We start from the raw sequence: 23,671 nt of genomic DNA on the forward strand, positions 1-23,671 counted from the left end.
AACTTAATGAGGTAAGCTTTACATAAGTCAATATTTATTTAGTTTCAGAATGTTATTTCAACTAACGTTATTCTGGTTTAAGTTTTTTGGAAAGAACCTTTGCCTCTTCAGTTTCGTTTTGTCGCTGCTTTAACTTTGCTTCTGCCTCTTTTACCGTCAGCTCATGCGCCTCACGCTTCTGTGTTTCAAGTTCCGCCTGGTAAGGATCTTGATAATAAATATTATCAACCCTAGCCGTAAATGCTGGTGTAAGCTTCCCTCAAAACAGAGTGGTGATGAATTAGACAAATTTTCTAATTTTAATCTGCTATGAAACGAAACACATTCACCGCGCGGCGTCCGCAGAAACTCAGATCGTCAAAATCCTCAAAGACATGGATTCTGGCAAACAGGCAAATGACGTCGCTCGGGAAAATGGCGTTTCCAAGGCTACATTGTACAATTGGCGCAAGAAGTACAGCGGTATGGGTGCTTCGGAGCTTTCTGAATTGAAGTCACTCAAGGAGGAGAACCGCCGTCTGAATCGGATCGCCGAAGCGACACATGTATGCGGAATTAGCTCTTGATCACAGACTTGCAAAAGAGATCATCGAAAAAAAGCTTTAAGGCCTGCTCAGAAGCGGCTAATTGCTTCCGATATTTCTCAGGAAGCTGGATTTAGCATTGAGCGGGCATGTAGAGTTTTGCAGTTGAGCACGGGTGTTTTTTATTACAAAACGGTCAAGAACGACCTGCCTGTTATAGACATGCTTAATGAGCTGGCAGAAGAACATCCGACCCGAGGTTTTGATTGGTATTACGGCAATTTGCGGAATAGAGGCCTGCCTTGGAATCGCAAACGAGTGCTTCCAATCTATCGAAGTATGGATCTCAAATTAAGGCGTAAGCGAAAAAGGCGCATTCTGAAAAGACCAAAACAGCCTTTAATTGAGGCGAAGACTTTGAATGAAACCTGGAGCGGACGCCGCGCGGCATGGATTTTGTCAGTGATGCTCTTAGTTCTAGCCGACGTGTGCGAACATTAGTTGTCATGGATGACGCTAGCAGAGAAGCACTTGCAGCGCATGCGGATTACTCCCTATGTGCCGGTAAAGTCATACAAGTCTTGCAACAATTGGAATGCGAACGAAGGTTGCCACTATCTATAAGAACCGACAATGGCCCTGAGTTTATCAGTAAGAAACTAGCCAAATGGTGCGAAGACAAGCAGATTGAGCAAAAATTTATTCAGCCTAGGAGACCGATGCAAAATTGCTACAACGAAAGATTAAACAGAACTTACCGGGAAGACCCGGGCCGCCGGGCGGCACTGGATGCTTACTTTTTTGATTCTCTGGAACAGTTGCGTATTTTATCAGACAAATGGCTTGACAATTACAACAGTAAGCACCCACACAGGTCAATGAAGGGACTAACGCCAAATCAGAAGCACATATTACTGAAAGAAAATGCCGTGAAAAAAGAAAAATTAACTGTCGCAATGAACAACTGAGTCTAAATCGCCACCACTCTAAAAATGGGAAGCCTACATAGCTCTAAATGTTGATGTCGATGGAACACCTGTCTACAATAGACAGGCACTTAATGAAAAATGTGAAATAATACTGAGGATTGGGATTATGACGGTATGTTTATCTTCTTTATCAAGAAAACAATGTCAAAAACTGATTATACAGTAGATGGGAAACATGCAGTTATCTGGCCTCAAAGTTTTTTAAAAGGGGCAATTGCAAAAGTGATTGAAACAATTGATAAGCGCCCGGATTCAAACTTCACCATTAACAATAATACAGGGGACTTTTACATTGTTTTGACAGGAGGCCTCGATTTTGAATGGGATCAAATCAGGTATAAAGTTCAAAAGTTTGGGAGCCTAGGATTTAGTAGAGAGGAGATTAAGTCTGAATTGTCCTGCTTTGCTAGGCAATTCAATTTTTTGTAGTTTTTATGTGTACTGAATTTTGCTGTACTGCATAAACAAGCGGTACAATAACCCACTAAATTTGTAACGGCACTGAAAGGGGCTTTTCTCGGTACCTTTTTGTTACTATATAAACGTCCATATATGTAGTAATATTACCAGTTGCCAAGTTGCTTGCAAAAATCAGTTAACTTTGATATTATTGATGTCATTTTTATGATACCAAGAACATCGGAATGGAATTTGTTGAAGTTAATGACGTTATATATTTACATAAAGGAATGCCGTGCAATACACCGAAATACCTGTATGGACTTACAAAAACCACCATCCATACAGAAACGCTAAAACGGATGGGCATCTAAATGTAAGGGAAGCCCGGCGAAGGCAGTCTTTTGTAAAGCCCTTATAAGACGAAGCGCAAAAGCTGATCAAATTCGTTTTTCAATACCTAGAAGTGGGCTTTGAAGATTCGGTACTTCAAAAGTATGTTCGTCATGTCAATCAAGTTCGACCTGGCAACGAATTCATAATCCCAACAGGTGAATACATCGTCACCGATGTAAAATTTAAAGACTGGGAACGAAAGGTATTTGGTCAAACCTTTAACGCAAAGCCGGAACAAGAAACTTTCAAGATTCATTTTTACCAGAACAGTAACAATTTAGCAACTAATAACAACGTGCAGTTAGTCAGATGGACCCGTTGAATAAATGGCACCTACCGTTAGTTAAATGGTATTGCTTGTTTGTGATGCTGCCGATATCTATGTCACAAAAACCCGTGCACAAATAGATTTTCATCCGGGAGATTGAAACGTTTGATATTAACCAATACTTAGGACTTATTGGCTGGATTGGTAACAAACCTCACAAGATATACACTTCGATAGACAAGCAGTCATTCTACTTGCATGATGAAGAGATAGGCAGGCTTTTTGAGTTCAAAGCGAAATATTACAGCTTTGAAGGTCATGGTCAGTATGAGAGGGTTATTGAAGCATATTTTGCAGCGTGTGAGAGGTAAAGATGAATTGATGATTGATTGAATGCAGGCATTGTAACCACCCACAAGCTTATTTATTTTGGTTTCACGCATGGTAGGTACAGGACAAATTAAAATTAACCATCATTCCGTTTTCCTAGAAAAAAGCAATGTTTGTTAATGGAAGAAGGCGAAGAGAACTGGCAACGGTTATCATTAAGTGCTGTTAAGCATCCTGTGAAACCATATCCGTTTGGATTCATCTTTAAGACCTATAAATGAAGTTGGTTTTTCAAAGTAATTTAGAACACAGTTAAAGACGTTTGACACCCTGGTTAACAGAAGGTTTTGCCCACCTAGGTGAAAATTAATTCAGGCTTATTTTAAGAAAAAAATCGGCTTTTTTTCCTCATCAACTAAGTTAACAATGAACTACTACCTTTTCGTTTGGAATCCTTTGGTATGGGAATGGCCGAATTTAGAGCAGGCAATTGAGCAGATTAATGAAAGAGGCTCCTATATAGAAGATTGGTCTTGCAGTGCCCATAGAAAAGTCAAACCTGGAGATAGGGCATTTTTAATGAAGCTTGGAGTTGCTCCGAAGGGTATTATTGGCTCTGCTATCATCATATCAGATGCTGTACGAACAGATGGTCGCCGTGGTGAGGAAAAAATAGTTTCTAGAATGAGGGTAAAACTAGACTTTGATATTTTGCTTAATCCCGATGTAGATCCTATTCTGCCTTATGATATCTTAAATCAGGGGGAATTTTCAAAGCAGAATTGGCTTTCTCAATCATCAGGCATTTCAATTCGACCGAATTTAGTAGCTGAACTTGAAGCACTATGGTTTGATTTTGTATCTACACAAGGTCTTAGAAATAACCCATTTACAGCACAGAATGAGCAACATCTGTACATGGAAGGTGCTTCTAATCAGATTTTAGTTACCAAATATGAACGGAATATTCAGGCAAGGAAACGATGTTTGGAGCATCACGGATATTCATGTATGGCATGTAAATTGAATTTTCGAGATAGATATGGGGATGTTGGTAAAAACTATATTCATGTTCATCATAAATCACAGATTTCAAAGATTGGGAAGTCTTATTCCGTCAATCCCCTTGAAGACCTAGTTCCCGTTTGCCCGAATTGCCATGCTATGATTCATCAGCGGCAGAATCCCTACACGATTGAAGAGGTTTCACAATTTCTTGATAGAACTACTTCAGATCAGATGATCTCAAGCTAAACATTGGGTTTGAAGGTCTAATTGTGGCATCGAAGGATGAAGTGATAGTTTCAAAGCGCTCAATTTACTAGATTTTTAGACTTATAGAGAGAATTTTCTTAACCTAAATTCGGATTCTACCCTTTAATCAATTGAACCCACTCAAACAAGTAGATATATATAGGTAATCGTTTTGTTTGGCTGGGTTAGTGCAATCAATAAGTGTTTAATGAATCCTTATAAAGGAGCACATCAGAAAAGGGATTGGTGGTGCTTAATACCTTAAAAGGATAATTGACTTAGACATGCATCGAAGAGTTCTGTGCATGACGGAATTTTTCCACTTCCTCGATTCCTCAGCCCATTTACGTAAGCAAACCTCTATTAAACCACCGACTGATGAACATTTGGCGTATTCACTTGAAGCCTGCCTCAAAATTGGGTTTTAATTCCCGTGAGCATTGTATAGAGCATAATCTTGTTGGTATTGGTTGGCCAATTCCATTAACAACTTCCTCGTTGACAGCTACCGAATATGAAGATCAAGCAAAAGTATTATACGTAGCAAACAACGACAAGAGTTGGTATCGTGCATGGAATTCGTTCTATTATCGAATGCAGATTGGTGACCTAATATGGACAAGAACGAGTGATGGATACTATTACTTAGGAAGAGTTGAAAGTGAGTGGAAGTATGATTTCTCAGAGGTTGCCGTGAATGCAGACATAGCAAACATTAGGAGTTGTAAATAGTATAAAGTGGGAATAGTTGATAGCGTTCCGGGGAAAGTGGTCAGCTCATTTATAGCTTCTCGTACTTTACAAATGGTGCATGGGGTTTCGGAGTATTCTCAGCAGACTTACAACGAACTTTCTGGAACTAATCATTACAGTCCAGATCTGACCGGTTATACAGAAATCTTTTCATTCCTCTCCTGGGATGATTGTGAAGATCTTGTAGGTCTTTATCTTCAAGTGACTGAGGGGTATCTTGTTATCCCTAGCAGCTGTAAAACAGATACATTGGCATATGAGTTTGTTTTGACAAAAACAGGTACGGGTGAAAAAGCAGTTGTGCAGGTAAAGACCGGTGATACCGGATTAAACAAAGATGATTATAAAGATGTAAATGTTAAGGTGTACTTGTTTTCTGTAAACGGCAGCTACTTAGGTAATAATTATCCTCATGTCAGTTTGGTGAGTATGGCAGATCTCAAAGTATTCCTTTATACACACCGAGAGCTGATGCCTGAAAAAATCAAATTTTGGATAGATGCAATACCACCTTTGCACCAGTTGCCTCTATACCTTATTTACAATCACGATAGGATAATCAATAAGCCAGATCAACAAATACAGCCTATCAGTACCACCTACGATTCTTTTCCAGAGGAATTTCCAGTGGTTCAAGAGATTCTGGATTTTACAGTTAATCGAAATTTACAAAGGCGTCATGTTCTTGAACTCTTCAAAATTGATTCTTATACTGGTTTTATAGCCTCCATGATGTGGGGTGGTATCAATTCCACAAGACCTAAAACACAAAATGGGACGGATACTCAGTTCAGGAGATTACTTGAGCACCCCAAAAAAGAAGTCGAAGATGCGATCAAACATTCTGAAGAATTAATTGCAACCGGGCGACTTTCTGATTTGTTTCTAAGTTTTGCTCCTGGAGGTGCTCATAAACTACCTGGTGTGGGTTACCGGTTCTATACTAAACTCTTCTATTTTCTTGGGGAATTACAAGACGTTACGATCAAGCCCTTGATCTATGATAAGTGGTCTTCAAATGCACATTGTGCATTGCTAATACAATTGCTAGGAGAAAACCAGATGTTACCTTACCGAGGGATAGCCACGACTGAAAAACATATGGTTGTACTCCCTAAAAGTGCCGATGATAGGGCAGATCTATATGCACGGTTTGTAAAGGATTTTAACAATTGGACGAATACTTTGAATGAAATTCCAGGCAAGTCACCAGTTACACCCGGTAAGTTAGAAGAGTTTGTTTTTGGGCAACGTCTGAATGAAGATCTACGCTCTTCAAATCCTAGAAGAGAATTGTGGAACATAATTATTAAATTTTTTAATAGACACACACCGGAGATCTGCATTGGTGATGACACCGCTACTCCTGTCAGAAGAAATAATGCTGGTGTAAACAATCAAGAAGTTCCGGAACTGGAACCGCACCACAAATACTACCCTTTGCAAGAACACTTCCGAGATATGCAGCAGGAAAACACAATAGAACTTGACATACCGTGGATCGAAAATACTCTTGGCATCCTGCTCAATAACATTTGTTTTGAAAATCCAGCAGCCTTTTGGGGAAACAATGGATGGGAGACTAACCGTCAAAAACGGGCTTGGTTATCACAAGGATTTAGAGTCGTTAAACGTGATAATCTCGCTTTGGTTTCACGGACAGGAAGCATCATTTTTAAAAACACAAACCCTTGACAAATTATCTGGAAGCTTTGAAGCAGATATCCTGGAAATAGGAGCCCAGAAGCTATCTGGTGTTTGCGTCATTGTGCATTGATCAACGAGAAGTTGAAGAAGGGAACAAAAGCGATTGGAATAAACTCGTTTCTGGATTTTATGACTCAGTTGACGAACGGTCAAATGAAGTAATATTGATTTGGCCTGATACCATTCCGATTCAATATAGAAAAGACGACGACTACATTTATCAAGCTCCTCCTTCGTTTAAAATTTTTGAAGAGTGTTGGCTATTTTCAATAATTAAATCCGACAATAATTCAAACAGGGTTTCTTTGGTTGAAAAGTATAAATTCTTTCATTATTATCTTTCACCTTCTGGGCAAAAACTTTATTTGGATAATGGTGCCGTTCCGATCCATAAATTTATTTTAGCTTCACTTGATACTTGGCTGGAATACCCTTTCGTACCTCCATTGTGCCAGATCTACTTACAAGAGAATGTTGAACATGCACTTGTTAAAAACTGGCAGGGTATTTCCGGAATTGCACGGAAATTTCAAAAGCTAATAACTGCACTAAGAAAAATGCCTAGAAAAAAGGAAGCAATTCAAGAAGTAATCTCGCATTGGAAATAGCTTCCTTCTGATTAGCTGATAAAACCTTTATATACTTAAATACTAACTGGTTTGAAATCGGTTATCAGTAAACAGTATCTGGTTACTGAGATGACGAGCGACGAATAATTAGAGGTTTGTCGAAATACGGTTTGACGGAAGGCAATTTACTCTCTACCTATGCTATCACTAAATATGTAAATGTTCCAAAAATGCGAAGGAATCTAACGGTCCTTTAAAAAAGTATCCCAGCCAGCTTCCTCAAATCCACTAACAAAAAGTTCGAGTTGATTACCGTTGGGTACACGATCAAGAAAAGTCCTGAAGCAGCATGTAACGAAGCATTTTTTGCGAATCCTAAAGACAATTACTAAACATTCTGACGAAACTACCCCATGATTCCGCTGTAAATGACACCAATATTCACGTGCAAAGTACCACAGTCAGAACCGCTGTCTTGACACAAAACGATAGTGATAATTTTATTAGACTTAATGATTTTTCTTCTTCCTCTGGGGTCGCAATTTCCTGTTGATTTAAAAATATACAAATTCTTTGGGAAAGACATATCCTAAGGCAGAATGTGATATTTTCTGTTATACCATATACGATGATGTTTTCACATAAGAGTAACGATGCAATATGCAGTTTTTCTTCAAAACCCGAGACGAGTTCAATTTCTCTCAAACCATTACGAAAATAGTAATCCTCTTTTTCAAGAATTATGTATCGACAACAACAACTTCTTCAAAAGCTGTTGATCCTAAGTATCATTTATTAAGGCAGTTACAACTATCAGCTGGAATATTATCTACAAGGGGTAGGCAGTGCGGCGTGGTTCTTGGAACATCCTGGGAAATCACCAAAGAACACGTTCACCATTCCAAACGAAAAACCTCCTTTTCCATCTAACCATCCTTCCAACCGCGCTCACCTCAAAGACATACAAAATTCCTGCATTTAATCAACAAATGGAAAAAGCCTTATCCACTGGAATAAATCTTGGAAAAAATGAGGAACAGATCTAGCTTGAAAGAAGAGTTTCGCAACTTACGAGCATAGCTCTACACGCAACGTCTCTACTTACACAGAAAATCAGCAACTGCCTGAAATACAAGATGTTCATCTAATAAACATCTTGTATTGTATTGGTAACATTTCGAATTTTGTACTTCAAAAACAAGATTATTATGATATTACAAAACAATTTCGAATTGAAGTTTCGCTTGAACACCGCAACTGTCAAAAATGACATGCGTGTCACAGTAAATCGTCCCAGGGGCACTATTCCTACGCAAATCTGTCAACTGTTCCAATCGAATGTGCAAGCTGAAAGTGAAATCAAAAACAAAAAAACCAGCACGGAGTTAAGGTTTAGATTAATCATCACTGCAGAGCCATTACACGATGAAGGTTAATAAGGAAGTCTTGATTGACCTGTTCGAGCGGAAGGATAAGAAGCGGAGAAAAATTCTGCATGAGCTCTATGCGGAGTTTGTGTTGACATCGCTCTCGGCGTATTATGTCGCAGAAATGATCTGTTCGGATCTGGGGAAACCTGGACTGATCAATGCTGATGATGTGCGCTATTGCCGATATTATTTTAGGAAAACGCCCAAGCCGTTCAACAAACTTCCTGTGAAAACTAAACGGCATTTTCCTTCACCAGCGCCTGAATCACGGCCGCAGCACACTCATAATTTGGGTGTCAAAAATGCTCTTAAAGCACCCTGGTCTGATGGCGATGCAAAGGATATGCAAGACAAAATTTCAGTAAAAACTAAATTCATTAACAAAAATGAGACGTAAATTCAATTTAATACTTCAAGCAAAAGGTGGAGTGGGTAAAAGCCTGCACACCTATCTCCGGGCATTGTCTGAAAAAGATAAAACCTCGCTTTTCGTCGATCTAGATAGCTCAACCCAAACGTCCACCCGTCAACTGGCTTTTCTGGGAGAAGAGCGGTTGGAGACCATTTCGCTGATTGATAATCGTGACATGTTAGTCCGGGATCTTTTCATCGGATACATTGAAAGCCTGATGCAAACCCCTTTTGACGAAATCTTTATGGATTTTGGTGCACCTGAGAGTGAGCAGTTCCCCGCGCTTGTTTCGAGAGATTTGGATTTCAAGGAGTGGTGTGATGAGGTAGATGCAGACGCTGTGTTCCATATCATCATAGGGGGCGGCGGTGCTTACCGTGCTAGTGTAGAATATTTGCAAAAAATGATTGAAGTCCTGGAAGGCAAGTTTAGGATTTTGGTGTGGGAAAATGTTTTCAGTTTTCGACAATTCTCGCGTCTGTCAGAAGAATTGGCTAATAACTGTGCAGCACTCGGGTTGGAACACATCAGGTTTGGTGATTTCGAGGCGAACTCTTTGCTCGGAAGCCAGATTTTAGACGGTATAAGGAATGGATTTCCTTTGGAAAATTATGGGCCTGGTGCGCGACTAAGATTGAAAAAAGAAATCCGAGAAAGCTTTTGCCATGCATAGTAGAACCGAACTCAACCACATTAAGGGGAAGTATGGGCAGAAATATGCTCAGGAAATCGATGACTGGTCCGCTTTGTTGCTAGCCGAGGTTGAGGAACACTTTGAACGCATTAAGGCCGAGGTCGATCAATCCGTAGACACAATCGACAAAGCGGCAGCTGCAATTAAAAGCAACCAGCGACCAGTTCATTTTTCCGACAGAAAGCAAGCTTTCTATTATGGTTTGGCGCAGAGTCTTCCATGGTCTGTTGCTGCGATAGTTTTATCGATTTTGTTTTCTTGGCTAATCTCAACAGACGAGGAATATCGAGAGCGTCGCAGGTTTGTCGAGGCTTACAAAAATGCACCGGATTATCGTCTTCTCATGGAGAGTGGAGAGATTGTGCAGGATGAACGTGGTAGTTTTTTGAAGCTTCGACCTCAGGGGAAGAAAGGGGACGTGTTGATTGGGCGCGAATACATTTTTGACAAAAAGACCAAGGAAATGCTCATACCACTTGGGCGGAAGTAACGGCCCCAGAAGTCTGAAATCAGGTTTCGAACATTTTCAAACAAAGGCGAACAAACTCAAACATTTTCGGGAACCACGGTGGTTTTTCCACAGCCAGCTATCGCCAGTACGTCGCGAAAAGCGACTCCCTGGCGGCTGGCCATGGGAAAACCCCTGGACCCCTGCTATTCGCCTCGCGCCTCATAGCTTAAATCGCAGACATTATGGAAAGCAAAAGAAAAGGAAGACCACCGAAAGAGGAGAAGGTTGTGCGAAGGGACCACTTTTCTGTATGGGTTACCAAAGACGAAAAAATTAGGATCAACCAGCTGGTCGATAAGAGCGGGCTTTCAGCAAGTCAATTCTTTTTGACACTGGCCTTGGACGTCCCCATTAAACGGCCGCAAAAGAAAACATTGCCCGCCCGAACAGCCGAGATGATTCGGACGCTGGAACAGCTCAGCGGCATTCTGTCGCTTGCGGTGTTGAAAACAAAGGATCATCAGATGCAAAGTCGGCAATGGATGCAGAGCAGTCAGCATTTGCGCTTACTTTCGCAGATCATCACGCTCTGGATATTTGAAGATTTTGAGATCAGGACATTTCATAAGACGCTCAACAATGTGCAGGAGTGGATGCACCAGTTGACGCTATACATTCAGCGGATCCTGCCAGAATCTCAAAACAAGACCAGCATTCTTGAAACAACCGAGAACATTTTTCGCAACGCCAAAGAGCTGCTAGCAAAGTATGACAGCTACTATCAGCCTGCTGAGCTTGCCGGACAGCTTCGGGTATGGAAATCGGATGCGCCGGATCATCCAGATCAAGTGCATAGCATCATTGAAGAGAAAGTCACGGCTATGCTTAAACGTTTCGACTTATGATTGGAAAAGTGGGATTGGGAAACTTCGCCAAAGGCATATTGAGCTACTGCTATTATGAAAAGGAGTTGACAGCAAAACAATTGAAAGAAGTTACGATAGACGACGTTCGGGGAGAGCTTATTTACATTCAGCATCTTGGCATAAATACAATGCCGGACGGAAGGCTGGACTTGGATTATCTCGCCAAGCAAATGCTGGATAACAGGGACAAAAACAGAAATCTCAATAAATATGTTTGGCATCAATCGTTCAGCTTTCTCCCAGGGGAAGATCCGTCCATAGAGAAGCTCACCAGCTTGGTCGTAGAGTTTGCAAAGGAATTTGGTTTTGCGGAAAATCAAATGCTTGCCTTCAAGCACAACGATACGAAGCATAAGCACATTCATATTGTCGCAAACCGGATCAACTACAACGGCAAAAACACCTCCGATCATTTTAAGAACTACGCGAGGACGGGCGAATTTTCAAGACGGATGGAATTAGAACTTGGACTCACAATAACTTCTGACATGAGCTTAAATCAAAAAGGAAAGCAGCACGCACCAAGGCAGGATACCGCAATCATCAACCTCAGAAGTTTGGTAGATCAAGTTTTAGCAAAAGCATCTTCAATCGACGAGTTTGGAAAGCAGATGCAAACGCACGGATTCAAGACGTATATAGGAAGAGGTATAGCCTTTTTCAATATGCAAAATCGGATGAAAGTGAAAGGTTCTGACCTGGGGAAAGACTATTCATTGCAAAATCTTGAACAGCGAATGGGTATGGAGATGTCGCAAGCTTTTGTGCCTCTAAAACGCAAGAAAAAGTCTCGGCGGAAACAACAAGGACTAAGTGTCTAACGAATGTCAGAATGGAGAATAGCTGATAATATGTTTTCCAGAGTCGAAAACCACGCACACTTGTCAGTCAGTGCAACGAAAGTTACGAAGTAAAAAGTGACGGCTGTAAAGTCACCGGCTATTTACCACGGCTAGGCGCCCCCGGCTATCGCCGCTCCTTAAACCGCCTCCCGACTTTGCACCCAAGGGGCAAGCCCCGTCACTTTTTCTTCGATTGAAGGAGGCGATTGCCCTGAGCACAAAGCCGGGGCTCGTAACTTTAAGACTTTAAATCATGAAATCATCAGAAAACGCTCCAAGGATTTATGTTGGCACTTACGGAATGTACAACAGCGGTTCACTCTTCGGGAAATGGTTTGATTTGACAGACTATGCTGATGCAAAGGAGTTTTACCAAGATTGCTATGAATATCATCGGAATGAATTTGGTCCAGAGCTCATGTTTCAAGACTGGGAAAACATTCCGGACTTCCTGATTTCCGAGTGCAGTTTGGACGATAAGGCGTTTGAGTACTTCCAAGCACTTGACGAAATGGAAGATGATACAGCAGAGGCTTTCAAGATCTACTGCGAACAGATTAGCAGCTGGCCTGGCAATGGGAAGGCATTAGATGCACAGGTCGAAAGTTTTCAGGAGAGCTACCGCGGATACTTTGGTGGATCGATGAAGGATGCGAAAATAGAGTACGCTTACCAGTACGTTGATGAAACTGGAATGCTGGCTAATGCCCCTTCGGTGCTCGAACGGTATTTTGACTATGACGCTTTTGCTCGGGACTTATTCCTGGAAGGGTATACTGAGGTGGATGGGTACGTGTATGCTGACTACTGAATTTTCAATAGCGATATAACCGGTTATGACCGGTTATATCGCTTTAAATTAATCTATTTAACCTTAATAGGTTGGGAAAAACGAGCTCGAGACGTAAATCATGGATTACAACTTGTTTAGGACTTGAACTGGTTGACGAGCAGCTGATTAATTTGCTCGTTCCAATCCCTCGCTGTCAAAACTTCTAACCTCAGTTAGGCGGTTGTTGAATGTAACTATAATGCGATGAAAAATGAACTTTACAAAATTATCCTTCAATCTTCAACTTGTCCCTTGATTGACCTTAGCAGGACTAATATCAGATCGCAAGAAAATAAGGTATAATGCTGAGGCTTTATGAATTCGTAAATCCAATCTTTTAATTTATCTCTCAATATCATCTAATGTTCTTTCAAGATCACTGCCGAAGGAGTTGCAAAAATTATGGCAAGTAATTAGCCACAGAATTTCGCCTAGGAGTTATGAAAACGACCTAAAACTAAACACATATAAACCATCCAGTATTCGCATCGTATACCCACCGGCAGCCAATCAAAATACTACTATCGCTATCGCCACGTTTTTGTTTATCGCTATTTTCTATTTTTAGACTTTCAAAAGCAAATTCAGGAAGCCCGTATTCTACAAGTAGTGAATTCATTTGGGCTCCAAGTCCGGCATTAAGTGCTTCTTCGATTTTCTTCCTGTTTTGTGCTGCGTTATTCATTGCTGATTACGTTAATTATTACAAAATCACTTATTTGAGTTTTATTTTCTTGGTCATCAAGTAAATAGCAGATTACTTTGACCTCAGTCCCCGCGGCCACATAACCAGGTGAGTATATTGTACTCACCTGAGAGTTCGAGTCAACCGAGAGCGACTGCTGACGAAATCGACCACTTATATCGCTCCCGTCTGTAAGCATATCCTCGAAAACAACCTTATAGTTTTTAGATACGCCAGAGTTATTATCATTCGATAATTTGCCTGTGATCAGTACGTCGGAGCCAAAGCCTGTCTCAACTGAAAATGAAGATGTGGTCAATTTAATGCTTTTTGGCACTGATTGAAGGAGAGTAATGGAATCTTTCACAAGGAAATCTTTAAATTGGCTTTGGGCCTCGGGTTTTGCGGTGAAAACAATCTTCCCATCCGTATTTGGAACAATATATTCCGTCCTAGCAACCAGTTGGCCAGCTTCAAACTCAGCTTTTTTTACGATGATGTGATCCTTTCCATTGATAAAATCGCCGTTACTGGCTGTAAATACAATGTTCCTTTTATCAAGATCAGCCGAATTATCTAATAGTACGGATATACTCAATTTTGTACTTCCGTCTGCCAATACTGACTCTTTGGGAGCGACGGAAAACCCTTTGATTACGTCTGTTGTATTAATCTTCTCCTGACAGTTCGTAAATACAAACGGAGAGATTGCTAACAAGTAAGTAGCTATTTTCATACTTTTATTTAAAAACCATGTTGATTATTTTTGTAACCGGCTCAAGAAAATCAATATCTAGGGCGAGGGAAGCATAAACGCCTGCCGTAGGTTTTTTTTGCGCTAAGATAGGGCTCATTTGGACTCTTGTCAGGAACATCGGTCCGGCACTTACTCTAAAAAGCCGGGTGATGCGCACTGAAGGTCCAACAATCAGTGAGGTATTTGCATAGAAATTATCAAATTGCCCATTTGTCATAGAACCTAAGGTAAGCCCAACGTTTAGACCGACAAAATTCCAAATGTTTCGACGTGAGAGAAGCCTTGTCGTGTCACTTTTCGCTTTCCTGGCAATGTCTTGGTATGGTCGTAAATCCTTATTCAGTGCTCGAAAATTAACATTCAAGCCTAAATATAGCTTTGGGATACCAACGACCTTATCATAATTTGTCTTGGCAAAACCATACGCAAATCCCGCTAGTACTGAAAAATAATTTTTCCCCTCAGCCTGCAAATCTTTGGCTCCAGATGTCCCAACCAGCCATTTTGCTTCTATTTGAGCGTCAAGCACCTCATTCATAGCTTTAAGATCGCCGGATAGTTTTTCCTTGTTGTCTACTAGATCCTTGATATTGCTATGTAAAGAATCGCTAATAGGCTGAAAGTTTATTTTATTCAGAATAGCCAAATCATCAACAAGTTTCCGTAGTTTATAAAAATACTTTAATGTAGTATCAATATTGGCTATTCTTGCGACTGGATTTAGCGTGTCAGCTCGTTTGGATAATTCATTGAAATTGATTGGAAGATATCCAAAAAATACATCATTATGAACAGTTGTTATCATATTGTTGAATACAGTTAAATCCACTTTGTTCGCAGATTTTACAGAATTAGAACTAACCAATTGCAGAGCGTTAGCTGTAATCGAATATAGTCCTTCGTAGCCTGAACTATAATAAATTTTGTTCAAAGGCGAACTGATTCTTGTGTAAACGTTTTGACAGTAAACAACCAGTGTGTCGAAAAAAACGGCTCGTACCGACGAATGTCCAACAAGTTTGTCATTTGCTTCATCACTCAGCATTGTAAACTGCTTTTTGATCAACTTGTTATTTAGCACTGAATCGGTAGAGCCGGTACGTTTTAATACTTTGAAAATTTCTCTATTGAGAGCGAACGCTAACTTCTGATTCTCAGGTGAAAGCTTCATTTCAAGAAAAATGTCAAAATCTCTACTTGGCTTTAAAGGCGGCAATTTCAATTTAACTTTCTTTTTATTGCTGCTATCACTGCTCACTTCAAGCCGGGAATTTGGCACCGCTAAATGTGTAGTGTCAACTTTCCAATTCTTTTGCAAATCACTCTTCCCTCCGCGATATTTAACTTCGAATAGAGATGCTCTGTTAATGCGTTCATAAGCTATTCCATCGACTTCTAAGTAAAATTCCTCGTCAAAAGGAATGGCAATATCTCCAACCACGCCCCTAGTTGAAAGGTCAAATTTGACAACCTTCATTGACTTCGCCCTTCTAGCTCCTCCTCCCTGTGCAAAGACTTCGTAACAATGTGTAAGTGCAAGCAGTATTAGAATGTATCTCATAGGATTTCTACAGGAAAGGTTTTTAAAATCTGGTCACAAAGTATTTTTATCGCCACAATAATTTTTCTGTAAACTAAATATTCGATTTGGTATGTATAAACAAGTAAAAGTATCTTTTTTATATCTTGGTTCACATGATTATAGTCAAATAGACGGGTTTACGATGCAATAGTATTTGTGGTTATGATGGCGTGTCATAAATCACATAAATTAGAATCGCAGTATTGGTATAAATACTTATCTAGAAAACTATCTAATAGCCGGTGGAAACATACGGCCAAGCTTTCAATTTTTCGAACTGAAAAAATGTTAAGCTTAAAGAGATAATTACGTCTGATGACAACTAAATGGAGCGCGATGTCCAACAAAAATTATTAAAAAGCTGTTTTCGTTTCCTTTATATTAACAGCAGGGGTTGAATTCGTTTTGAAGATTGTTTGAATCTCTGTTTTATTTCAACAAATCTTCGCCGCGATTGGAGAAAATAATAGCAAGTTCTGAGGCCTTCATATCAGTTAATACATAGGGACAAACTTTGCAAATAGAGACGCCTTCCTGACGGTACCAGCGACAGTCGCTACGAATGGAGCAGTCAGGTATGTCATCGTTCTTCACAGATTTGACAAAATTTACCACCTCCGCCGCTACTCCGCAACGCTGGCCCTTCCATTGAATGCATTCGCCAGTCCCGCATCGGCTGACAAAGCGAAAATGCTGTTCCGGCAAAGAACCATTTTTCAGGTTTTCAATGAAATCCTGATCCAGCTCTAATGGATTGGGCAACAAGGCAATTTTGTCGTGTTGCAAAATTCCTAGAAGGTTGGATTTTTTGATCCCGCTAAAAGCCGGACAAAGAGGTGGTGAATTTTTTTTCATCTTGAAGCTTTAAAATCTACCGACATATCCTAAGCGACCGCCATGCCCCTCGCCCTTCGAGTTCAGTTCTAAAGGGATAAGGATAATTTTTTTTTCTAATGTAAATCTAGCCAGTTCATTACTAGCCGCCTTATGCAACGCCGAAACTACCGCGGCCCGCTGTTCATCTGTCAAGTCGATGACATCAAGATCGATTAAAAACTGATTTTTCATTTTGAGCGAATTCTAATAAAAAATAGAAACTTAAATGGTAAATGGAACCTGATGGTCATAAGCTGCGTTGGAGCGGCCTTCCACTAAGTGGTTTGGAGACTGATAAGACGGCAATGACTGTTGAATCTCAGAATGAAACCTGGTGTAATTGCCTGAAAACTTTCCGCCATTCCACACTATTTTGAGCGCGCCTGTAAACGAACTATTAAATGTTCCATCATAGGAGGATTGGTTATCCTGGCAGCCAGAGATGAGCCGTACGGTAGCATTAATTTCATGATCTTTTAAATCCGCTTTTTGCATGTCTACCTGCCGAATGTATTCATCATAAAATCCCTTATTGACAATGTAGGTACTCAAAGCAAGTTCGACGGGTATTGTCTTTACGCCGATCCTTGGTAAGTAATCCGTGAATGAATTCCTTCCACCGTCTGGTCGTAATTTTATAACTGTGCCGCTATGGCATGAGTCGGACAAGACAAGTATTCTCACATTTGCTGCAAACTTATGCCAAAGAAGTCTTAGGTGATCGTCCATAAGTTCTGCATCATACAAACACCACGTTTCATCTTCTCGGTCAAACTCATCTCCATCAAGATCAGGTAATTGTCCGCCATGCCCCGAATAAAACAGAACAAACATGTCGCCTTCTTTTAGATTAGTTGCTGCACCGTTGATCGCTGATATTACATTCTCACGCGTCGCCTCATTCCCTATCAACAAATCTCCCGAGTATCCTAAGGATTTAGTGAGCATATGGATGTCTCGTGCATCGTTTTCAGGTGCATTAAGAGCTCCATCCCAACCGTTATAGTGAGCCGGATCAACCTTGTTTAATCCTATACTCAATGAATATGCGCTTGCCATCTGCACTATAAACGGATAGAGCCAGACACAGACCCCTCACAGCGAACACCTCCGCGATCGGCAGTACATCTAACTTCTCCACGAACGTCTCCTTCGTGTTTTGATTTAATAGTTAGGTGACTGAAGATGACTGGACAGACCGATCCGTCGATGTAATTTTTCAAGTCGTCTCCAGTTAAATTTCTAAGATTATCTGAATTGATCGTTAACTGAAACTTTGTTACAGTGAAATTTTCCATTGTTTATAAATTTATAGTTATAGGTAAGTATTAAAATCTCCATGTACCGCCGACTTCAACACGGCATTCACCCCGAGTGTCGCAGGCAACCCTTCCACCAAGTTCCCCACCCTTAGGTATCGCCGCAATAGCCTCAAAAATTATCGGCGAAACATGGTCAGACAAATAGTGATTTAACGCATCGGCGTCAGTACACATTGACAATACCTCATCTTTGATGGAGACATCTAACTTCAAAATTTGAAAATTTTCCATATGCATTGTTTTGGTTTAAGTGATTCAATCTAATTGCTTTCCCCGGGTGGTGGCGCCAAAAGGCCTGCAAGTGCTCCTATTGCTGCCGATGCGATTGCCGTGATTACTGTTGGTATATCATTATCATCATTTACTTTCCCCACGCCGGTTAGAATTATTACCCCAAGTGTGATGACTAAGATGGTTAGGCCGAGGGCACCTACTACGATCCTGTACACCCACGTGTCGGTCTTTAATGGTGATTCTTTTAACTTTTCAACTGCAGTGACCGGATCATCTCGAAACTCCTTCTGTAAGTGCTCATCTTTCACTAGCGTTTTCTTAAATTCGTCGATACTTTTAAATGTCCTTTCCATCGGATCAAGTATTAAATGTTGATAAAAGTCTATTAGCAGGGAGTGTTTCGCTGGCTGATGATTATGTTATCAAAATTAGTATTAGAACAAGCAGAGAAAAAGAGTATATAACCCAAGATCTCCGGTATTTTTCCCGTATCATCTACGGTGAAATTCACAACACAGGAGCTATTTAGGCCTTCTAAGTTGTAGGAATCCCAGCCTGCATTTTCGCTGTTTATCTGCAAAGTATTCTTAATATGCTAGTTTTTAGATGCGTAGATTTTGATAACTTTTGCTTTTCTAGTTAACTCCTCTAAATTCATTAATTCATGATAGTAACAAGGGAAGAGCTGATTATTGCGCTTTCAGAAGCTGCCGAAGTAGAGCATGGGTTACTTGTCCAATATCTGTTTGCGGCGTTTTCAATAGAAAGGAGAGATATCCCAGACCTTTCCCCAAGTCAGCAAATATGTCTGGCACGATGGCAGAAGATTATCTTCGATGTTGCCAGAGAAGAGATGGACCATCTAGCAAAGGTTTGTAATCTATTAGCAGCGATCGGGAGCGCTCCCCAGTTCCTTCGCCCTAATTTCCCCCAAAGTAATACTTCTTTTTTTTTACTGGGCGTAGGAAAGAACAAACATCACCGCTATCCATTCGATTTTGAATTAGAACGATTTAATGACTGCTCATTATATCGATTTATCATCAGCGAGCTTCCAAAAGGTGTTACTTATCTTGCCTTTCCAAATGAAACTGGTATTAGAATTGCTACGGCAAGAGACGGATCTCCGCAACCAATTGTTTACAATCACGTCGGTGAGTTATATTCAATAATTGAAAAAGGATTTATTGATCTTACAAACTTAATAGGTGAAAAAGAACTGTTTATAGGCGGTATTCGGAACCAAGACAATAGTTTAGATTTAGTGAAGGATCTTAATTCTGCTAGAAGAGTCATCAATAGAATTATTGTCGACGGCGAAGGAACACCTGATGACAACAAAGATTCGCACTATGAAAAGTTTATGAGAGTCCGATCTGAGCTTGCAAAGGAACTGAAACAATCCTCGAGTTTTAACCCCTCAAAAAATGTAGCATTGAATCCGCAGACTAGATACAATGGCGACTCGCGAGGAAATGTGACGCTTATTACTCATGGCGTGACCTTAAAACTGGCTGAACTGTTTAATGACATTTATATCACTATGTTGTCAACACTTATTCAATATCACAGCCAAGCTGGTGAAACAGATCGGCAGATTGAAGCTCTGACGCGGATATCCCGAGGAGTAATGAGTACAATGTTAAGGCCTTTGGCAGAGATGTTGACAGAAATGCCCGTTCATGAGGAGCAAACAGATCTCGTGGCTGGCCCTTGCTTTGAAATCTACCATCCCATCCGTTTGTCTCCTGACGTTCAATCCAGATGGAAGATTTTAAAAGAGCGGATAACCCAAGAAATTGGCCTCTGCGAAAGTTTGTTGGATTTTGCAAATACCTACACCGGTTTAAAGAGACTAAATAGCGTGTACGAAAACCTTAAATACCTATTGTTAGACGTTGAAACAGTTTCATAATGCTATGAGCTTTTTGCATTTAAAATTTAGCGGTTGGTTTCAATGCCGTCTTGCCACAACACCGGATCCCCCTGATGATGCACGAGGGACACGCGGTGCGATGAGAGCTTTGCCTGGGGAACCAGATTTCGATAGAATAATTCGGTTTCAAGATACCGGACAATTTCGACGTTCGCATACTCCTCCAATCGCGGTTAAGGTTGACAAGATATTTGGTCCGGCGGGCGCAGTCTTGAGTCACCCATTAATAGATGCGCAAATCAATTTGGAAGACTCGCCCGTTTTCAAAGGTGAGAATGGCATTGTTGCGGGAGAAGCACTTGAACCCATCGTTCCCTTCAAAATATCTGTAACTAAGAATTCCTTAAAATTGACACGAGGTTCAACGCAAGGGCCTCCAAAATATCCATTTGCTAGTTTGAGACCGCACTCATTTGCTTCGGAACCAGGGAAAGTTGCAGAAAGTACGAAGATATACAATTATCCCGAACTGTTAGTTAAAAGAACCCTAGCCCTAGAACAAGAAATTACTGAAACTCTTGAATCACCAAAAGCCGTTGTAATTCAAAGGCGGATAGATATCATCCGACAACTACTTCCTACTCGTTGTGAGGAACTTTTTCAGATGACTCTAACATATCACATTGGTTTAGACGGCTCAATCGAATGCTCAGATCCCAATACAGTAGCAGACATCGATTTCAATGAGAGAAAACAGTGGATTGCGCAATTTTGGATTGGCGGATGGGATTTTGACGTTGCCTGCATGTATATAAATGGCTATTTGAGTATACCTGTTTCTAAATATTGATATGAAGATCGTTCAATCAACTTGGTTTCCCGACAAAAATGATATTTCAGGTCGTTGGAGCAGTGAAAAATCAATGTTGTATAACTTAAACCTAAGTTATATAATGCTAAAAAAGTTCTACTCAGACATTGAGCTGCACACGGATAACATCGGGTATCAAATTTTGGTAAAAGAACTGGGGCTTCAGTATTCAAATGTAGTAATTGATTTGGAGCGACCATCGTTCAGCGAATTGTGCAGCTTTAATATTGAGCCGTACTGGGTGCTTAAGAAGCTGTTTATCTATTCACAACAGCATACGCCCTTCATCCACGTCGATAACGACGTATACCTATTTCGACAGTTCAGCGAAAAGATCACCAAGTCCGCATTATGCGCTCAAAATATTGAGATTAATAGCTACTATACAGATGCACTTGAAACCATTCAACAGAAATTCACCTATGTTCCAAACTGGTTAAAGCAGGCCTCGAAAGATAATTGTCATGCCGTCAACGCGGGAATTATAGGTGGAAACAACTTCCACCTGTTCGGTCTATATTTTCAAGAGGTTGTCGAACTTCTTGAAAGAAACCGCGATAAACTAACTGAAATTTCAGTCGGGAATATGAATATCTTCCTGGAACAATGTATGTTCAAAATCTATGCAGATTATCACGATGCATCATTTGAGTATCAAATTGATTTTGTATATAAAGACAAGTTTAGCTATAACGCCTACAAAATACATGACGCACCAAAGCTCAGCACTTATATCCACGTAATGAGTTGTAAATCTAACTCCACGGTACAAGAAGCGATCGCAAAGACATTGTATTACGAGGACCAGAATGCGTTTACTAAATGTAAATACTTAAGCGAATATCGATTCAAAAAAGATAATAAAGAGAAGATCTCAAATGAGTTACTATTCGGCAACTCTGAAGATCTGAGGCACCACTTTTACCGAACGGAGGCAATAGCTTCCGAAATATCAGAGGATATCAAAATAAATTTTGAAAATCTTGATTCGATCGAGTCATCTGTAAGAAAAAATCAATATTTATTGCCTATAAACTTATATGAACTGATTGTTGATGCATATTATTTCGAATATCAACGCTATAAATTTGCTTTACTCGCTGTCAATAACCCACTTAATTACTACTACGACAACTACGTTAAGGCCAAACGCATGTTAGATAGTTCGGCATTTATGGACTGCACTTACTCTATTCCGGACACTGTAACACTGCTATCGACGCGATGGTTATGGGCCCAAAAAAATGAATTTGCTACTTCTTCGGTGGATGACTTTAAAGACAATGTTAATAAGAGTAGCAATTATTTCGAAACTTTGGTATATTATTATCCCGAACAGGAAAAAATAAAAGAGCAGGAGCTCGATCCTATAAATAGCCTTATCTACGAGTACGCTAGTCATAGTATGACGACAAGATCGATAATTGATAAATTAAGGTTGAACACAACTTCAAATCAGTCTCTCATAGATCTTGAAACAGTGTTTGAATCACGAATAAGATATCTAATTCATCAAGGCGCATTAACTCTAGTTAGCCCAAATTGAGGTGATTAAAATTGCCTCATATCCTCATATATAGAACTCAATACAACAACTATTTCAAACCTAAACGAGCAAGAACATGTCAGGCAGCAACAACGACAACAAAAGGCTTACATCTGCAGACTACGAGTCATCTGAAAAAAAAGCTGACGGTAAACAGCCAGATCTTCATTTCCCTGCAGAGTTCGATATGATTTTAGCCTATCGTGAAAAAATGAAGTTGATTAGCGAGCAACTTAAACAAAGCGATATCAATACTCATCCAACGAACGAGCCTCTCGGCCTTATTTTGGATCACGAAAAAATACAAAAAGTGATGGATCAGAAGGGATTTCATTCCTTAGTTGCCTTCTTTGCCGTTGAAGAATCCAGCAATCCGCTCAGCAAAAACACGCTCGTGATTATGGGAGTAGACCATGAAGCGAATTTACTCCCATATGATCTGGACCATGGACTATTTACCCAAGCTCAGGAAACTTGGTCGACCTCTATCGACAAGGTAGAAGATGAAGTGCGCTTTCAAGAGTTTTTCCGTGTTAACCGAAAATACCACAACGATTAACCTTCTTATGAAACCTTAATTGTTGAAAAGTTCCACGGTTTTCTGATTTTATGTTCATGGAACTGACCAAAATTTTCTATTATTTACTTCTTTTTGTAAGTTTAGCAACGGTGATTTTCAACCGAGCAAGGCTGCCTGTAAGAAATATGAAATTTCTTACAGGCATATTAGCCTGCTCTATTATCACCGAGGTAGTAGTTGATACAATGCGATCTTATACCGGAGAAACATGCTGGATAGTTTTTCACATGTTTCAACCAATTGAGTACACGTTATACGCACTGCTGTTTTATTCGAATGTTAAGAGTAGGAGGCTTCGAACGGCCGTAAAAGTGTCCATTCCAATTTATATAACGGTACTACTAATTTATTATGCGTTTAATTTTAACGCATTATTTGTTCAAAAATATTTCGACTTTGTATTGGAAAGTTTTTTACTGAGTATCTGGGCTGCACTTATCATGCTTGAATTAACAAGTTCGGATGAGCTGATGGATTCAATCTTGCTGCTTCCCATTTTCTGGATTTCGTTTGCAGTTATACTGTACTACTGTGGCAACATCTTTATTATGGGTTTTCGATATTAT

General features: G+C 40.2%; 25 protein-coding genes. 17 read left to right on the forward strand and 8 right to left on the reverse strand.

Annotated features, from left to right (window positions below; translation table 11 throughout):
• The first annotated feature begins 353 nt into the window (after nucleotides 1-353).
• The 13 genes from NFI80_RS25650 to NFI80_RS01495 all read left to right on the forward strand — a co-directional run bounded on the left by NFI80_RS25650 (nucleotide 354) and on the right by NFI80_RS01495 (nucleotide 12,755).
• Nucleotides 354-566, forward strand: coding sequence for a transposase (locus NFI80_RS25650; protein ID WP_374759660.1), 213 nt, complete (start codon nucleotides 354-356; stop codon nucleotides 564-566).
• Nucleotides 567-973: 407 nt separating this feature from the next.
• Nucleotides 974-1,492 (forward strand): integrase core domain-containing protein, encoded by a 519-nt coding sequence (locus NFI80_RS01445; RefSeq protein ID WP_235164449.1) that lies wholly within the window; start codon nucleotides 974-976, stop codon nucleotides 1,490-1,492.
• A gap of 162 nt (nucleotides 1,493-1,654) precedes the next feature.
• Nucleotides 1,655-1,942 carry a hypothetical protein gene (locus tag NFI80_RS01450; RefSeq protein ID WP_235164450.1) on the forward strand — a complete coding sequence of 96 codons (288 nt, stop codon included), beginning with the start codon at nucleotides 1,655-1,657 and terminating at the stop codon, nucleotides 1,940-1,942.
• A gap of 1,390 nt (nucleotides 1,943-3,332) precedes the next feature.
• Nucleotides 3,333-4,160 (forward strand): HNH endonuclease, encoded by an 828-nt coding sequence (locus NFI80_RS01455; RefSeq protein ID WP_235164451.1) that lies wholly within the window; start codon nucleotides 3,333-3,335, stop codon nucleotides 4,158-4,160.
• A 378-nt stretch (nucleotides 4,161-4,538) separates the two neighbouring features.
• Nucleotides 4,539-4,892: a DUF8426 domain-containing protein gene (locus NFI80_RS25735; protein WP_235164452.1), complete on the forward strand. Its 354-nt coding sequence runs from the start codon at nucleotides 4,539-4,541 to the stop codon at nucleotides 4,890-4,892.
• A 6-nt stretch (nucleotides 4,893-4,898) separates the two neighbouring features.
• Nucleotides 4,899-6,608 carry an 8-oxoguanine DNA glycosylase OGG fold protein gene (locus tag NFI80_RS01460; RefSeq protein ID WP_235164453.1) on the forward strand — a complete coding sequence of 570 codons (1,710 nt, stop codon included), beginning with the start codon at nucleotides 4,899-4,901 and terminating at the stop codon, nucleotides 6,606-6,608.
• Nucleotides 6,609-6,667: 59 nt separating this feature from the next.
• Nucleotides 6,668-7,228 carry a hypothetical protein gene (locus tag NFI80_RS01465; RefSeq protein WP_235164454.1) on the forward strand — a complete coding sequence of 187 codons (561 nt, stop codon included), beginning with the start codon at nucleotides 6,668-6,670 and terminating at the stop codon, nucleotides 7,226-7,228.
• Between the two features lie 1,386 nt (nucleotides 7,229-8,614).
• Nucleotides 8,615-9,016, forward strand: a complete 402-nt coding sequence (locus NFI80_RS01470) for a hypothetical protein (protein ID WP_235164455.1) — start codon at nucleotides 8,615-8,617, stop codon at nucleotides 9,014-9,016.
• Nucleotides 9,006-9,704, forward strand: a complete 699-nt coding sequence (locus tag NFI80_RS01475) for a P-loop NTPase family protein (protein ID WP_235164456.1) — start codon at nucleotides 9,006-9,008, stop codon at nucleotides 9,702-9,704. Before NFI80_RS01470 ends, NFI80_RS01475 begins: the two co-directional genes overlap by 11 nt.
• Entirely contained in the window at nucleotides 9,697-10,215 is a 519-nt protein-coding gene (locus NFI80_RS01480; RefSeq protein ID WP_235164457.1) for a hypothetical protein, read from the forward strand. Before NFI80_RS01475 ends, NFI80_RS01480 begins: the two co-directional genes overlap by 8 nt.
• 203 nt (nucleotides 10,216-10,418) lie before the next feature.
• Nucleotides 10,419-11,081 carry a plasmid mobilization protein gene (locus tag NFI80_RS01485; RefSeq protein WP_235164458.1) on the forward strand — a complete coding sequence of 221 codons (663 nt, stop codon included), beginning with the start codon at nucleotides 10,419-10,421 and terminating at the stop codon, nucleotides 11,079-11,081.
• A complete protein-coding gene (locus NFI80_RS01490) occupies nucleotides 11,078-11,923 on the forward strand; it encodes a relaxase/mobilization nuclease domain-containing protein (RefSeq protein ID WP_235164459.1) in 846 nt (281 codons plus the stop codon). Before NFI80_RS01485 ends, NFI80_RS01490 begins: the two co-directional genes overlap by 4 nt.
• 274 nt (nucleotides 11,924-12,197) lie before the next feature.
• Nucleotides 12,198-12,755: an antirestriction protein ArdA gene (locus NFI80_RS01495; protein WP_235164460.1), complete on the forward strand. Its 558-nt coding sequence runs from the start codon at nucleotides 12,198-12,200 to the stop codon at nucleotides 12,753-12,755.
• 478 nt (nucleotides 12,756-13,233) lie between these two features.
• Here NFI80_RS01495 and NFI80_RS01500 read toward each other — a convergent pair whose 3' ends face one another.
• From NFI80_RS01500 to NFI80_RS01535, 8 genes are all read right to left on the reverse strand, one after another.
• A complete protein-coding gene (locus NFI80_RS01500) occupies nucleotides 13,234-13,461 on the reverse strand; it encodes a hypothetical protein (RefSeq protein WP_235164461.1) in 228 nt (75 codons plus the stop codon).
• Entirely contained in the window at nucleotides 13,454-14,197 is a 744-nt protein-coding gene (locus NFI80_RS01505) for a hypothetical protein (protein ID WP_235164462.1), read from the reverse strand. The genes NFI80_RS01500 and NFI80_RS01505 overlap by 8 nt, the downstream gene beginning before the upstream one ends.
• 4 nt (nucleotides 14,198-14,201) lie before the next feature.
• Complete coding sequence (locus NFI80_RS01510) at nucleotides 14,202-15,779, reverse strand: hypothetical protein (protein WP_252172091.1); 1,578 nt, start codon at nucleotides 15,777-15,779, stop codon at nucleotides 14,202-14,204.
• 450 nt (nucleotides 15,780-16,229) lie between these two features.
• Entirely contained in the window at nucleotides 16,230-16,655 is a 426-nt protein-coding gene (locus NFI80_RS01515; RefSeq protein WP_235164464.1) for a hypothetical protein, read from the reverse strand.
• Between the two features lie 9 nt (nucleotides 16,656-16,664).
• Nucleotides 16,665-16,868 carry a hypothetical protein gene (locus NFI80_RS01520; RefSeq protein WP_235164465.1) on the reverse strand — a complete coding sequence of 68 codons (204 nt, stop codon included), beginning with the start codon at nucleotides 16,866-16,868 and terminating at the stop codon, nucleotides 16,665-16,667.
• A 30-nt stretch (nucleotides 16,869-16,898) separates the two neighbouring features.
• Complete coding sequence (locus NFI80_RS01525; RefSeq protein WP_235164466.1) at nucleotides 16,899-17,735, reverse strand: caspase family protein; 837 nt, start codon at nucleotides 17,733-17,735, stop codon at nucleotides 16,899-16,901.
• A gap of 269 nt (nucleotides 17,736-18,004) precedes the next feature.
• A complete protein-coding gene (locus tag NFI80_RS01530; protein WP_235164467.1) occupies nucleotides 18,005-18,229 on the reverse strand; it encodes a hypothetical protein in 225 nt (74 codons plus the stop codon).
• A 29-nt stretch (nucleotides 18,230-18,258) separates the two neighbouring features.
• On the reverse strand, nucleotides 18,259-18,585 hold the full coding sequence (locus NFI80_RS01535) for a hypothetical protein (protein WP_235164468.1): 327 nt from the start codon (nucleotides 18,583-18,585) through the stop codon (nucleotides 18,259-18,261).
• A 311-nt stretch (nucleotides 18,586-18,896) separates the two neighbouring features.
• Between NFI80_RS01535 and NFI80_RS01540 the strand changes: the two genes are divergently transcribed.
• The 4 genes from NFI80_RS01540 to NFI80_RS01555 all read left to right on the forward strand — a co-directional run bounded on the left by NFI80_RS01540 (nucleotide 18,897) and on the right by NFI80_RS01555 (nucleotide 23,084).
• Nucleotides 18,897-20,147, forward strand: a complete 1,251-nt coding sequence (locus tag NFI80_RS01540) for a ferritin-like domain-containing protein (protein WP_235164469.1) — start codon at nucleotides 18,897-18,899, stop codon at nucleotides 20,145-20,147.
• Between the two features lie 4 nt (nucleotides 20,148-20,151).
• Nucleotides 20,152-20,958 (forward strand): hypothetical protein, encoded by an 807-nt coding sequence (locus NFI80_RS01545; protein WP_235164470.1) that lies wholly within the window; start codon nucleotides 20,152-20,154, stop codon nucleotides 20,956-20,958.
• Between the two features lies 1 nt (nucleotide 20,959).
• Nucleotides 20,960-22,525, forward strand: coding sequence for a DUF6734 family protein (locus tag NFI80_RS01550; RefSeq protein WP_235164471.1), 1,566 nt, complete (start codon nucleotides 20,960-20,962; stop codon nucleotides 22,523-22,525).
• A gap of 76 nt (nucleotides 22,526-22,601) precedes the next feature.
• On the forward strand, nucleotides 22,602-23,084 hold the full coding sequence (locus NFI80_RS01555; RefSeq protein ID WP_235164472.1) for a hypothetical protein: 483 nt from the start codon (nucleotides 22,602-22,604) through the stop codon (nucleotides 23,082-23,084).
• The last annotated feature ends 587 nt before the right edge of the window (nucleotides 23,085-23,671 follow it).

This window comes from Dyadobacter chenhuakuii (assembly GCF_023821985.2).
Taxonomy (GTDB): Bacteria; Bacteroidota; Bacteroidia; order Cytophagales; family Spirosomataceae; genus Dyadobacter; species Dyadobacter chenhuakuii.